The sequence below is a fragment of the Aureisphaera galaxeae genome (assembly GCF_028561275.1).
GTDB lineage: Bacteria > Bacteroidota > Bacteroidia > Flavobacteriales > Flavobacteriaceae > Aureisphaera > Aureisphaera galaxeae.
Genome location: NZ_JAQQTF010000004.1, coordinates 262,473 through 277,008, shown reverse-complemented (window position 1 = coordinate 277,008; position 14,536 = coordinate 262,473). Strand labels below are relative to the sequence as shown.

Here is a 14,536-nt window from a genome sequence, read left to right as displayed (position 1 = left end):
TGGTTAAAAATAGAGTCTAACGAGTGTAATGGAAGACAACAAAGAAAAATACGAACACGGTTTTAAGGTCCCAGAAGGCTACTTCGATAAAATGGAGGACAGTCTTTTTGATGCTTTGGAACTAGAAAAGCTTCCCAAGGAAACGGGGTTCGATGTGCCCAAGGGCTACTTCGACACCCTAGAGGATGAGATCTTACAAAAGATCAAGGAAGAGGAGCAGGAAACAAAGGTCGTTCCGCTGTATCGCAGGAAAGTATTTTGGTATTCGGCTTCCATTGCCGCCACTGTAGCCCTATTGGCAACCCTATTTTTCGGTTCTGATGGAAATGGTGCCATGCTACCCCCAGACCCTACCCTAGCTGAAATTGAAGCCTATTTGAACGAAGACATCGCTTCTTTTGATAGTTATGAACTGGCACAGGTTTTGACCGATGAAGACCTAGATGCCTTAGAAATGGAAAACGAAATTTTATCGGACGAAAGTTTAGAAGAATATCTATTGGATAACATAGATGACCCCACAATATTTATAGAATAACACTTAAAAAATGAAAAAAATAGTATTTGCACTCTTATTGTTCAGTTCTGTTGGAATCTTGGCACAGGGAGGGGAACGGATTAAAGCCTTGAAAAGGGCCCATATCACCGATGCCCTAGACCTCACATCCGCCGAAGCCGAGAAATTCTGGCCCATCTATAATGCCCATGAAGATAAGATGGAAGACATTCGCAAACAGGAGCGAAGGGCTTTTATGGATTTACGGGTGAACGGAATTGAAAACCTCACCGACGATCAGGCCAATACCATTATAGACAACGGCTTAAAGTTTAAAGCCCAAGAATTGGAATATTTAAAACAGCTGATTGAAAAATTGCGATCGGTACTGCCCCCTAAAAAAATAGTACGGCTTCACAGGGCCGAAGAACAGTTTAAAAGAAGAATGCTTCAGATGATGAAGGATAAAAAAGGACGTAGAGGTAACCGTTAAGTATTCTTTTCCCTAGCAAAAGCATCCTTCCGGATGCTTTTTTATTGAAACAATAATTTAGAAATCTTATTCCTTCCACTGGCAAAGGCTACACTGTCATTCACGAATTCCAAGGCATAAAACCCTTCATCCGAAAGTTCTACCCAAGTATCGCCTTGATCACTGCTATAGGATATTCCGGGTGATCCCACAGCTACCAAGCCTTTTCCTTCCGTACCGGGCACAAAAGACACTCGGGAACGGTACCCAGGACCTTCTCCATTACTAAGTAATTTCCATGTTTTGCCACCATCGCGGGTTATGGCTTTATTCCCTTCATTAAAATCCTTCCTTTCCCAATTTCCCCCAAAAATCACTCCCGTTTGTTCGTCGAAAAAGTCAATGCTGTAGATCCCTGTCATTGTTCCTCCTTGTAGCATAGGGGTTTCAAAAATCTCCCAAGCCATTCCCTTATTATAAGAGTGCAATACCCTTGCTTTCTTTCCACCAGTTGCGATCCAAACATGATTGCCTACCAAAGCAATATTACTGTTACTAGCAGCAAAAGCTGCTTCTCCATTGGCTGCTTCCGGAAGAATGTCGCAAGGAACCTTGTCCCAAGTATTTCCGCCATCGCGAGTGATGATAATGGAAATGCAATCCTCGGTAGGATCACCCATGGCAATACCTTCTTTATCATTCCAAAAGGCCATGGCGTCGTAAAAGACCTTCTCCCCTTTCTCTACATATACCTCTTCTATATTGGTGGCTTCTTCTCCATTGTGTCCAATTTTGTAAAGTACTCCAGGATTCGCGATGCTCAATACGAATACGGCCTCTTTGGTAGCGGCAATGGAGCGGAAATGAAGTAAGGAATCTTCATAGCGAATGGCTGCCAATTTAGGTGTCTCCCCATCTACAAGGCCTACCATACCGTTATTAGCTGCAAACCATACACGGTTTTCATCCAAAGGATCGATGGCCCGAATACTCAAACTGTCTTCAAAAACACGTTCTATATTCACTTGGGTAAAGGTCTTTGTGTCAGTGCCACAGGAAATTAAGATGGCGACCAAGAGTAAGCTTAAGAGGTATCGCATGAAAATAATTTTGACAAATGTAACAAAAGCGGTCTGGAGAATTGTACCTTTGCAGCCAATTTTTAAGGTATGCGATTACACCGTAATTTGGTATTTGCCACCATCGATTCCCTCAACCTCATTTTCAATAAAGGAAAGCAGGCCGATAAGGTATTAAAGAACACATTGAAAAGGGACAAGCGCTGGGGTTCACGCGATAGGGCGTTCATTGCCGAAACCACCTACGATATTGTTCGTTGGAAACGGTTGTATGCAGAAATTGCCGAGGTAAAGGAACCCTTCGACCGTACCAATCTCTTCCGATTGTTTACCGTTTGGGCTACTCTACGTGGGATTCGCCTTCCCGATTGGCCACAATTTGAAGGCACCCCTACCCGAAAGATCAAAGGACGGTTCGACGAGCTATCCAGCAACCGAAGGTTCCGCGAATCCATCCCAGATTGGTTGGACAAACTAGGGCAAGACGAACTAGGAAAAAAATGGGATGCCGAAATAGGCGCCTTGAATGAACTGGCCAAAGTGATTTTGCGTGTGAATCCTTTGAAAGCGGATGTAAAAACGGTTCAGAAAGCTTTAAAAGAGAATGGCATCGATACGCACCCTATTAAGGGACTTCCATATGCTTTGGAATTGTTTGAACGTACCAATGTATTTGTAACAGATGCTTTCAAAAATGGATGGTTCGAGGTACAGGACGCTTCTTCCCAAAAGGTAGCTGCCCTACTCGACCCACAACCGGGAATGCGTATTGCAGATGCCTGTGCCGGTGCTGGTGGAAAAGCCCTTCACATCGCTTCCCTTATGGAAAACAAAGGGCAAGTGATCGCTTTGGATATTTACGACAACAAATTGGCCGAATTGAAGAAGCGAGCCAAGCGTAATGGTATCCATAATATCGAAACGCGGTTGATAGAGTCGACCAAAAGCATTAAAAAGCTCTTTGGTAAGATTGATAAGGTATTAATCGATGCACCCTGTTCTGGATTGGGTGTGCTACGACGAAATCCTGATACCAAATGGAAATTACAACCTGAATTTCTTAAGGAAATACGACAAACCCAAAGCGATATTTTGGACAGCTATTCCCGTATGGTAAAACCCGGAGGCCAGTTGGTATACGCCACCTGTTCCATTTTGCCATCCGAAAACCAAGAACAAATTAAAAGTTTCTTAACCCGGGAAACCGGAAAAGAGTTTATATTAGAGAAAGAAGAAACGTTGTGGCCCAGTAAAACCGGATACGATGGCTTTTACATGGCGCTGCTGACGAAAAAGAGCTAAACATGAAATTTTACCCCCTCCTCCTCTGCCTACTGGGAACTGCTTCCCTGTTTGCACAACAACCCTATTACAACGATGTGGATCTAAGTTTAACAGGTCAGGACCTCTACTTAGAATTACAACAAAAAATCTCCATAGCCAGCAGCACATACACTTATGGTGATATAAGGGATGATGTGAAGATTACGGACGAAGATCCAGCCAATACTAACAACGTATTATTGGTGTATGGTTACAACGACAGTGATGGAAATTGCTTGACGGATAGAACCCGTGACAAGGATGATTTTGGAGGTACCAGTTGCGAATACAACCGCGAGCACGTTTTTGCTAGGTCCAACGCGAATCCTCCTATGGGAAGTGCCGATAATGGGACTACGGGCATTGCAGCCGATCCGCATAACGTTCGTCCTGCCGATCAGGCGATGAATGGATTAAAAAGTAACAAGAAATTCGCTTCGGGTTCTGGAAATGCTGGGGATGTAAGCAGTGGTAATTGGTATCCAGGCGATGAATGGAAAGGGGATGTAGCCCGTATGATGATGTATATGTACACCCGTTACGGGGATCGTTGCCTGCCATCCTTGCAAGGAGTGGGCTCCACTCAAGGAAGTACCGATATGTTGGTTCTTTACTTGCAATGGAATGCAGATGATCCTGTAAATGAATTCGAGGACCAACGCAATCCACATTTGGAAAATGTATATGGCAATCGGAATCCCTTTATAGACAATCCCTATTTAGCCACCCTAATCTGGGGAGGACCTATAGCTGAAGATCGTTGGGGATTGGCATCTACCGAAGATTTTGACGCTTGGGAACTTACCTTGGCTCCTAACCCTACCTCGGAAGTTGTTGAAGTCACTTCTGAATGGCCTTTAGACAGCTATTCTATTTACACCATAACAGGACAGCAGATAACACCCTCTATTCCTGTGAACGGTGCTACTACAATCAACGTAAGTTCACTTGCGGATGGGATGTATTTCATATCCTTTGAAGCCAATGGCCAAAGACAGGTGGAACGTTTGCTGGTAGAATAAGCAAGATAACATCTCTCCAAAAAATAAAGTAGCCTCCACAATACAATCAATTAAAAAGTATTGAAGAGGCTACACACTTGTGTTATTCCCGCAAATGAATATCACGTCCCTCTATGGAGGGCTTTAATTCCCCGATCACGTTCCGATAGCAAGGGTTGAGACCTTTCCATCGAAATAGTGATTTTTAAATACGATACAAATATCTAATTGCTAGGCCCTGTACGAAAGTGCTGAAATGCTTCTTTTGTGAAATCGGGTACTATTGCCTGTTCTATGGTATAAATCACCTATATATCTAAGCATATTTACGGGAATGAACAGGTAATTCAACCTGTTTTTAACTGCGTATTTTAACTAGAAATGGATTATTGAGTACTTTCAGGAAAATTAAATCAGTAACCATTTAAACCAAAAATCATGAAATCAACAATCTTTTACGCAGTCATCTGTTGTCTTTTTATTGTAGCCTTTTCGTCTTGTAATGAAGATGCCAAGGACGATAAAAATTGCCCTAAATCAACTAAGACGTATCAAATACCAGATAGTACGGGTATTAATTCTATCAACAACTATGAAACCTATATCAATGCTGTAAAAAAAGACCTAGTAAAGCACGACACCATACCAACAGCTAACGTTGACGAAAGGCTTATCTACGGAGCAAAAGTAGAGTTGGCCGAATTACGTGAGATTCTAACAATGGCAGATTGTAACACGGACGAGCTCTATGCCATGTTGGCCATTATGCCTAATGATAGCACTGAGATCGTTTTTGCTTTAAAGTCAACTACGGTTATGGATAGTGACCCTGCGACTCCATGGCTCTTTTTCGACTTTACGCATCCTTGTCCTACAGCCTGCCCACCGTCATTTTAAGTGCTAGTTAAATTCAATGTAACTTAGGGCTCCCAAAAATTGCACTCATGGATTTCAGCTCAACGATCAATGCTATACACATCTATGCAGCGCACTTGGCTACCTGCCTTGTGGCTATAAATTGTATCCTATGTATCGTTGCTTATAAGAAGATGAGTATACCCTTTAAGAGGCTTACCTACTTCCTATTATGGAACCTTCTTATTGAAATCCTTGCAATCACATTTATGGAGCTAGGACGAAACAATCTCCCCCTTTTGCACATATATACCCTGGGGGAGTTTTTATTGTTTTCGTACTTCTATAAGAGCGTGCTTCATAAGCCTAAGATTTTCCAGAGTCATTATATGTATTTCATATTGGGTGTTTCTATTCTGATCATCCTGAATTCTGCCTTTATCCAGAACATCTTTAATTTCAATACCATAGCCAAGACCCTTGTACAGGTAATCATCATATCGTACTCTGTATTCTACTTCTATAATCTCGTAGAAAACCAACGCTCATCCGATCGTATGGCCAAAAGCTTACGACTTATCAACTCGGCTATTATGATCTACTATTCGGGAAGTTTGTTTATCTTTATGTGCAGTAAAATTTCTTTCGAAAATACTGATACTTACATCGTTTTTTGGGCCTTTAACGCCATTTTAAATGTCATTTTTCATTTGCTTATTCTATGGGGAGTTTGGATAGCTTTTTTCAGGAAAAATCGTTCGTCACATTGATTGCCATTGGTATCCTCATAATGCTCGCTTTTGCGTTGGCGTTCATTCTGTATGCCAACCATTCCCAAAAAAAGATTCTGAAGCAACAGATGCACCATCAGGAATTGGCCTATCAACATCAAGAGGATCTACTTCATAGTACGATCTTGACCCAAGAGAGCGAACGCAAGCGCATAGCACGCGATCTGCACGACGAGATTGGATCCAAACTCAATGTCATATTCCTGAATATATGCCGCTTACGGGAACACAACATCAGTGATGATGAGATGGGTACTATTACAGATGAAGTAGAATCGGTGATTAATACTACGATCGATTCTATTCGGCTCATTTCGCACGAGCTTTTGCCTCCTACGTTGGAAGAATTTGGCTTGGTAGAGGCCATTCGTGAACTGCAATATGGTTTCAACAAAATGGATGGAGTATATATTCACTTTGCCCCTACGGTAACGGAAAACCTTATAGAAGATAAAATCATAGAGCTTAATCTTTTTAGGGTGCTTCAAGAGCTCATAAACAATTCCATCCGTCATGGAAAGGCTTCGGAAATAACCATTCAGCTTTCACCCGACCCAGCCATTATAAAATTGGAATATCGCGACAATGGAGAAGGGTTTGAGATGGACAAATTTGAACATAAGAAGGGATTAGGAATGAAGAACATAGAAAGCCGACTCCATATGATTCATGCCCAGTATAAGATCGATTCTTTGCTAGGGCAAGGAGTTACCATGGAGATTGAAGTACCGAATACCCCGAACGAAAACATGAAATTTAGCTAGTATGGAAAACATCCGTATCGCCATAGCAGATGATGAGGCCCTTTTCCGAAAGGGTATGAAACTTATTTTGAATGGTTATCCAGGGATGCAAGTAGATATTGAAGCCGAAAATGGAGTCGATCTCCTACATAAGCTAAAGCTTGCCGCCATGCTTCCTGATATCCTTTTGCTCGATCTTAAAATGCCGGAGATGAACGGGATCGAAGTCGCCAAAGTTATCCGTACGGAATATCCCTCGGTAAAAATAATTGTGCTGTCCACTCATTTTAGCCGTGCATTCATCATTAATATGATCGAGTTGTCCGCAGTGGCTTACCTCCCAAAAAATTCACAACCACAGGAGGTGGCGGAGACCATTGAACAGGTACACTCAAAAGGATTTCACTACAACAATGAAGTAATGGCCATCATTCGGCAAAATATCATCTCCAAACAAAAACCAAAGGCTCATTTTTCGTTCGATTTAACCCCAAGGGAAGTAGAAATACTACAATTGATCTGTGAGCAGTATACTGCACCCGAAATTGCCGAAAAGCTATTTATTAGTCCAAGAACTGTGGATGGGCATCGTAATAACCTGCTTTCAAAACTGAATTGCAAGAACGTAGCCGGCTTGGTTGTTTTTGCCTTGCAAAATGAAATCGTAAAGATTTCGAAGATTTATTAGGACGCAAAGCAGCTCTATAACACCTGCACTTTTCAACAGCATTTTGTAAACAAAATTGTAGTAGCGACCACCTCAACGTCTCCCCAAATTTCTGTACCTTTGCGTTTTCAAAATCACACCCAATGATTCACTTTTTTGGAGACGCACAAAATAAAGTGTTTGCAGTCCAAACCTCTGGAGAAATCACTAACGAAAACAAGCAAAAATTGACATGGTTGTTCGGCAACCAACCTCAAATAGATCAATCCGCAATCGCGGATTTTTTTATTGGACCTCGCGCCGCCATGATCACCCCTTGGAGTACCAATGCCGTAGAAATTACCCAGAACATGGGGATTACAGGTATCATACGTATTGAGGAGTTTCAAAACGTTTCCGAAGACTTCAGTGATTTCGACCCTATGTTGTCGCAGAAGTATTCTGCATTGGATCAGGATATCTATACCATCAATATTGAACCGGAAGCCATTCAGGATATTGATGATATTGCCGGTTATAATATGCAAGAAGGTTTGGCATTGAGCGATGATGAAATTGAATACCTAGAGCAACTTTCAGAAAAACTGGGAAGAAAACTTACCGATAGCGAAGTATTTGGTTTCAGTCAGGTGAACAGTGAACATTGCCGTCATAAAATTTTCAACGGGACTTTTGTGATCGACGGAGAAGAAATGCCTTCTTCCTTATTCAAACTAATCAAAAAAACATCGAAGGAACATCCCAATACCATTGTTTCTGCCTATAAAGACAACGTGGCCTTTGTAAAAGGACCCAAAGCCACACAATTTGCACCCAAAAGTGCTGACAAACCTGATTTTTACGAAAAGAAAGAATACGATAGTGTCCTGTCACTTAAAGCCGAAACCCACAATTTCCCAACGACCGTAGAACCCTTTAATGGAGCGGCTACTGGAAGTGGTGGGGAAATCCGAGACCGTTTGGCCGGTGGAAAAGGATCACTTCCCTTAGCCGGGACTGCTGTTTATATGACATCTTATTCCCGCTTGGAAGAAAATCGTCCTTGGGAACAAGCCATGAAGGAACGTGAATGGTTGTACCAAACCCCTATCGACATTCTTATTAAAGCAAGTAATGGGGCTTCGGACTTTGGGAATAAATTTGGGCAACCATTGATCGCGGGATCTGTACTTACCTTCGAACATGAAGAGGATGCCCGTAAACTTGGTTTCGATAAGGTAATTATGCTGGCTGGTGGAATTGGCTACGGAAAGGAAAATCAAGCGTTAAAGGACACTCCAGAAACAGGAGACAAAGTAGTTATCCTAGGAGGAGAAAACTATAGAATTGGAATGGGAGGTGCTGCGGTTTCCAGTGCCGATACGGGTGAATTCTCCAGCGGAATTGAATTGAATGCCATACAACGTTCCAATCCCGAAATGCAGAAGAGAGCCGCCAATACCGTTCGAGCGTTGGTGGAAAGCGAAGAAAACCCGATCGTTTCCATTCACGACCATGGAGCGGGTGGACACCTTAACTGTTTAAGTGAATTAGTAGAAGAAACCGGAGGACACATCAACCTTGACAAATTACCTGTGGGAGATCCTACACTTTCGGCCAAAGAACTTATCGGTAACGAGTCCCAAGAGCGTATGGGATTGGTCATTGGCCAAAAAGATATCGATTTATTGCAACGCGTGGCCGATCGGGAACGATCGCCTATGTACGAGGTAGGAGACGTAACTGGAGATGGTCGTTTCTGTTTCGAAAGTGAAAAAACGGGTGACAAACCCATGGATTTTGCTTTGGAGGATATGTTTGGGAGTTCTCCCAAAACCATCATGAACGATACCACTATCGTTCGAAACTACAAGAACCCAGAGTATACTTCAGAAAATATAAAGGCCCATTTGGATCAGGTGCTTCAATTGGAAGCTGTGGCCTGTAAAGATTGGCTTACTAACAAAGTAGACCGTTGCGTGGGTGGTTTGGTAGCCAAACAGCAGTGTACGGGACCATTACAACTTCCGTTGAACAACTGTGGGGTTATGGCGTTAGATTATGATAATCACCAAGGAATTGCTACTGCTATCGGACATTCCCCAGTTTCAGGATTGTTGGATCCTGTTGCAGGTTCCAGAAACTCGATTACGGAGGCGTTGACGAATATGGTTTGGGCGCCGTTGGAAGATGGAATTAAGAGCGTATCCCTTTCGGCCAACTGGATGTGGCCCTGTAACAATCCTGGAGAAGACGCTCGACTGTACAAAGCTGTAGAAGCGATAAGTGAGTTTGCTATTGGATTGGGAATCAATGTCCCTACTGGAAAGGACTCCCTTTCCATGAAGCAGAAGTACAAGAATGATGAAGTGATCGCACCGGGAACCGTTATTATTTCGGGAGCAGGTCATTGTAATGATATTAGAAAGGTTGTAGAGCCTGTCTTGCAGAAAAATGCAGGTAGCATTTACTATATCAATGTTTCACAGGATGCCTATAAATTGGGCGGTTCCTCTTTCGCACAAATCTGCAATGCTATTGGGAACGAAGCGCCTTCAGTAAAAGATGCAAGTTACGTAGCGAAGGTGTTCAACACCCTTCAGCAATTGATTCAGGATGGAAAAATCTCTGCAGGACATGATGTAGCTTCCGGCGGACTTATTACTACCTTATTGGAAATGTGTTATGCAGATGTGGATCTGGGAGCCCAATTGAATCTAACTGGACTGGGAGAGACCGACAGCACAAAAGTGTTGTTTGCAGAAAACTGCGGAGTCGTTTTTCAAGCTTCGGAAGATACTTCTGTAGAACAATTGCTTTCTGAAAATGGAATTACCTTCCACAATATTGGTTCGGTGATTGAAGGTAATACAATGACCATTGCCAATCATGGGGAAAATTTACAATTCTCTGTTTCCGAAACCAGGGATACTTGGTACAAGACTTCTTATTTATTGGATAAGAAGCAAACGGCAGGAAACCTTCCTAAGGAACGCTATGACAATTACAAACATCAACCCCTGACCTATAACTTTCCAGCTCATTTTGATGGTAAATTACCAGCATCTGCAGAATGGTCTTCTTCCGAAAGAAAGATTAAGGCAGCTATTATCCGAGAAAAAGGAAGTAATAGCGAACGTGAAATGGCACATGCCATGTACCTCGCTGGGTTTGATGTAAAAGACGTACACATGACCGACTTAATCTCTGGTCGTGAAACCTTAGAGGATATTCAATTTATAGGAGCTGTGGGTGGATTCTCCAACAGTGATGTATTAGGATCGGCCAAGGGTTGGGCAGGTGCTTTCCTTTATAATGAGAAAGCCAATACAGCATTAAAGAACTTCTTTAATCGTGAGGATACCCTTTCGGTAGGAATCTGTAACGGATGCCAATTGTTTTTGGAATTGGATCTTATTAATCCAGATCACGAGAAATTGGCAAAGATGCATCACAACGATTCCCAAAAACACGAGAGTGCATTTACCAGTGTGACTATTAAAGAAAACAATAGTGTGATGCTAGGTTCTCTTGCAGGAAGCACGTTGGGAATTTGGATCAGTCATGGAGAAGGAAAATTCAATCTCCCAATGCCCGAAAACCATTATAATATCGTCGCTAAGTATGGGTATGAGGGATATCCTTCCAATCCGAATGGCAGTGACTACAATACGGCGATGATTTGCGATCCTAGCGGGCGTCATTTGGCTACCATGCCACACTTTGAACGTTCTATGTTCCAGTGGAATTGGGCGAACTATCCGCAAGGAAGAAAAGACGAAGTTTCTCCTTGGTTGGAGGCTTTCGTAAATGCCAGAAAGTGGTTAGAAAGCAAGTAATTTCTATGAGATTGGGGTCATAAAAATCTCACATTGGTCTTTTTCTTATAATATGTAAGTTATATTTACGTTGTGAGACCAAATACACTTAAACCTAAATAACGATTGACCCCAAAATGAAAAAACTTTTACTTACCACCTTATTACTAATTTCTGCTCTTGGATTTTCGCAAGATGTACGCGAAATCTATCAGCGCGCAAAGATCTCATTCAATCAACCTGATGACCTAAGCCGATTGGCTGCTTTGGACATTCCCGTAGAACATGGAATTCACAAAAAGGGACATTTTGTGATTAATGAATTTTCCGTTTCCGAATTGGACCGTGCACGTGCCAATGGATTTCAGGTTGAGGTTTTGATTGAAGATGCCACAGCTCATTTTCTGAAGCAAAACGAAACCTTAGGAATGGCTCCTCGTTCCAGCAACCCAAGTTGTGACGACGCAGCCGGTGATTATCAGACTCCTGCAAATTTCCACCAAGGAACCATGGGTGGATATTTTACCTACCAGGAAATGCTGAACGAATTGGACGAAATGCGTGCCGCCTACCCTAACCTCATCACGGCCAAAGAAAACATCCATAACTTCTTAACCGAAGGTCAGCCGGATCCTTCCACCACTCCACCTATTGGAGGAAATGGAATTAAATGGGTTCGTATTAGCGACAATGCCGATACTTCTAACGAAGGCGAGCCAAAAATCCTATATACTGCGATTCACCACGCAAGGGAACCCGCTTCCCTATCGCAACTTATTTTCTACATGTGGTATTTGTTGGAAAACTACGATAGCGATCCCGAAATACAAAGCATTGTAGACAACACAGAATTGTATTTTGTACCTGTGGTAAATCCCGATGGGTATCTCTACAACCAGAAAACCGATCCTAATGGTGGTGGTTTCTGGCGTAAGAATCGTAAAGGTGGTCATGGGGTCGACAACAACCGTAATTACGACTATTATATAGATGGAAATCCAAGTAATGGAGTTTGGGGTGGAGAAGGAACTTCCAGCGATCCGAATAGTGATGTATACCACGGAGCTGCGCCTTTCTCTGAAGTAGAAAACCAGGCCATGCGATGGATGGTAGAAAACCATGACTTTGTAATGGCTTTCAATAACCACACCTCTGGAAACTTATTATTATATCCTTACGGTTATACCGACAATGTACCCACTCCCGAAGACGCTTTGTTCCAGGGGGTTTCTGCAGAACTTGTTTCCCGTAATGGATTTGCCAATATGATCTCTGCCGATCTATATCCTGCCGCTGGAGATAGTGATGACTTTATGTACGGTACGGTAGGAACGCACAACAGTGTGTATGCCTTTACTCCTGAAATTGGACCTTCCTTTTGGCCAGCTGCCAGTCAGATAGAAAGTATCTGCAAGAGCATGATGTACCTAAACCTTACCTCGGCCAAAATGGTAAACAATTATGCAGCCGTAACCGATACAGGATCGCAATACATAGGAGACAATACCAATGTAGATGCTACATTCGATATTCATCGTTTGGGTCTTTCTGGATCTGGAGACTTCACAGTAAGTCTAAATCCAGTATCTGCCAATATTACTTCGGCTGGATCCCCTGTGAACTTTACAGGAATGCAAACCCTAGACACAGATAACGGAAGTATTTCATACACCTTGGATGCCAGTACTCAATCTGGTGATGACGTAGTATATGAGTTGGTGGTGAATAACGGAGCTTACGACAACATCATTACCGTGAGCAAAAAGTTTGGTTCTTTGGTAGCTATTTTCCAAGATCCAGGAGACAGTACTACCGATAATTTCGACAACAACGGATGGAGTACAACTACTACGACCTATGTTTCCCCTACAAGTTCCATTACGGAATCTCCTAGTGGAAACTATCAAAACAACGCAAACGAAACCATTACGTTAAGTGACCCCATAGACCTTACCAATGCGGCCGGCGCTAACGTAACGTTCTATGCACGATGGGATATTGAAAACAACTGGGATTATGCGCAGTTCGAGGTATCTACCGATGGTGGTAGTACTTGGGAACCACAATGCGGAAAGTTTACCAATGCAGGTAGCGACAACGGATTCCAACCAGAAGGAGAGCCATTGTACGACGGAACTCAAATTCCATGGGTATTCGAAGAGATCGATTTAAGTGACTACCTAGGTGAAAACATCCTTGTACGTTTCGAATTTAGATCGGATGGTGGTGTTCGTGACGATGGATTCTATTTCGATGACCTTCAGATCAACGTAATCGATGATGGGACATTGGCCATAGGAGATAATACCACGAGTGCTTTCAGTATTTACCCGAATCCAGTAGAAGATATTTTGAGCATTACCACTCCCCTGCAGAACTATACGGTTGAAATCTTCAACCTACAGGGACAATTGGTAAGCCGTGAAAAAAACAACAACGGTTCTAAAGTATTGGACTATAGCAACTACGCAACTGGCGTTTATCTTTTGAAGTTATCTTCCGAAGATACCGTACAAACCTTTAAGATTGTTCGCCTGTAAAGGCACACCTAAATAATAGATTTTTTAAGGCTCCCAATTGGGGGCCTTTTTTTAATGCCACTACTTTCTCAGGAATCTATCCCAAAGGGATTTCTTCGAAATGAGATTTTCTCTATTAAGATCAAGAATTTCAGGACCATTCCACTTTTTCAATAAATCTACGAAAGCATTGTAGCCTTTTTCAATCTTGAATTCGAGTTCATTCATATACAAAGGAAGTATACAGTAAATGTTGATTTTCCTTCCATCCCTGCGAATTTCCGTGAAATTACGATCAAAAGTGAGCGAAGGAAGAATGATTCCAGCCACATAATCGGTATCATGTCCATAAGGGGACAAATCTGCTTCTGCTTGAATGGTATGTCCTACCCCTATCCAAGTATTATAGAAATGTGGGAATTTCGCCGTTCTTTTCAGAATTGTCAATATCCAATCGTTCACATTTTCTCCTGTATACACTTGCCCAAATTCGATATTTTTTGGAATCAAAAGCATCAATTCCGCAAACGCCAATTCCTCAGGATTTTCGATTCCTTCATCAACTTCCATTTCCAAAGTGCTCATCCCTGATGTTAAAAGTATATTGAATGGTGCATTCTCTGGTCTGATGAGATGCACATCTACCCGTAAATCCAGAACAGGTATCTCAGTAAAAACAGAAGCTGGGCTCTCACCAAAGTATTGTGAAATGTGCTCTGCTATCCACTCTGTGTGTTCATAATAATGCTTCCTTTCTAAAAATGGATTCTGATACCCTTCCATTTGCTTTCTA

12 protein-coding genes are annotated in these 14,536 nt (G+C 42.3%); 10 read left to right on the top strand and 2 right to left on the bottom strand.

All coding sequences use genetic code 11. From position 1 onward, the window contains the following. The first annotated feature begins 28 nt into the window (after positions 1–28). Positions 29–538 carry a hypothetical protein gene (locus POV27_RS06105; RefSeq protein ID WP_272861858.1) on the top strand — a complete coding sequence of 170 codons (510 nt, stop codon included), beginning with the start codon at positions 29–31 and terminating at the stop codon, positions 536–538. Between the two features lie 10 nt (positions 539–548). Next, positions 549–989, top strand: a complete 441-nt coding sequence (locus tag POV27_RS06100; protein WP_272861857.1) for a hypothetical protein — start codon at positions 549–551, stop codon at positions 987–989. A gap of 41 nt (positions 990–1,030) precedes the next feature. Here the strand turns inward: POV27_RS06100 and POV27_RS06095 are convergent, their stop codons facing one another. Then, positions 1,031–2,068, bottom strand: coding sequence for a WD40/YVTN/BNR-like repeat-containing protein (locus POV27_RS06095; protein ID WP_272861856.1), 1,038 nt, complete (start codon positions 2,066–2,068; stop codon positions 1,031–1,033). Positions 2,069–2,137: 69 nt separating this feature from the next. Between POV27_RS06095 and POV27_RS06090 the strand changes: the two genes are divergently transcribed. The 8 genes from POV27_RS06090 to POV27_RS06055 all read left to right on the top strand — a co-directional run bounded on the left by POV27_RS06090 (position 2,138) and on the right by POV27_RS06055 (position 13,764). After that, positions 2,138–3,349 (top strand): RsmB/NOP family class I SAM-dependent RNA methyltransferase, encoded by a 1,212-nt coding sequence (locus POV27_RS06090; RefSeq protein ID WP_272861855.1) that lies wholly within the window; start codon positions 2,138–2,140, stop codon positions 3,347–3,349. A gap of 2 nt (positions 3,350–3,351) precedes the next feature. Beyond that, entirely contained in the window at positions 3,352–4,392 is a 1,041-nt protein-coding gene (locus tag POV27_RS06085; protein ID WP_272861854.1) for an endonuclease, read from the top strand. Between the two features lie 417 nt (positions 4,393–4,809). Continuing rightward, entirely contained in the window at positions 4,810–5,268 is a 459-nt protein-coding gene (locus POV27_RS06080; RefSeq protein WP_272861853.1) for a hypothetical protein, read from the top strand. 47 nt (positions 5,269–5,315) lie between these two features. Further along, positions 5,316–5,996 (top strand): hypothetical protein, encoded by a 681-nt coding sequence (locus POV27_RS06075; protein WP_272861852.1) that lies wholly within the window; start codon positions 5,316–5,318, stop codon positions 5,994–5,996. Further along, positions 5,948–6,781, top strand: a complete 834-nt coding sequence (locus tag POV27_RS06070; protein ID WP_272861851.1) for a sensor histidine kinase — start codon at positions 5,948–5,950, stop codon at positions 6,779–6,781. Before POV27_RS06075 ends, POV27_RS06070 begins: the two co-directional genes overlap by 49 nt. Before the next feature lies 1 nt (position 6,782). Next, positions 6,783–7,448, top strand: a complete 666-nt coding sequence (locus POV27_RS06065; protein ID WP_272861850.1) for a response regulator transcription factor — start codon at positions 6,783–6,785, stop codon at positions 7,446–7,448. Between the two features lie 122 nt (positions 7,449–7,570). Next, entirely contained in the window at positions 7,571–11,245 is a 3,675-nt protein-coding gene (gene purL / locus POV27_RS06060) for a phosphoribosylformylglycinamidine synthase (protein ID WP_272861849.1), read from the top strand. Between the two features lie 116 nt (positions 11,246–11,361). Next, entirely contained in the window at positions 11,362–13,764 is a 2,403-nt protein-coding gene (locus POV27_RS06055) for a M14 family metallopeptidase (protein ID WP_272861848.1), read from the top strand. Positions 13,765–13,824: 60 nt separating this feature from the next. Here the strand turns inward: POV27_RS06055 and POV27_RS06050 are convergent, their stop codons facing one another. Continuing rightward, the gene (locus tag POV27_RS06050; protein ID WP_272861847.1) at positions 13,825–14,526 is read right to left on the bottom strand and encodes a suppressor of fused domain protein; all 702 of its coding nucleotides are present in this window, start codon (positions 14,524–14,526) and stop codon (positions 13,825–13,827) included. Positions 14,527–14,536 lie beyond the last annotated feature (10 nt).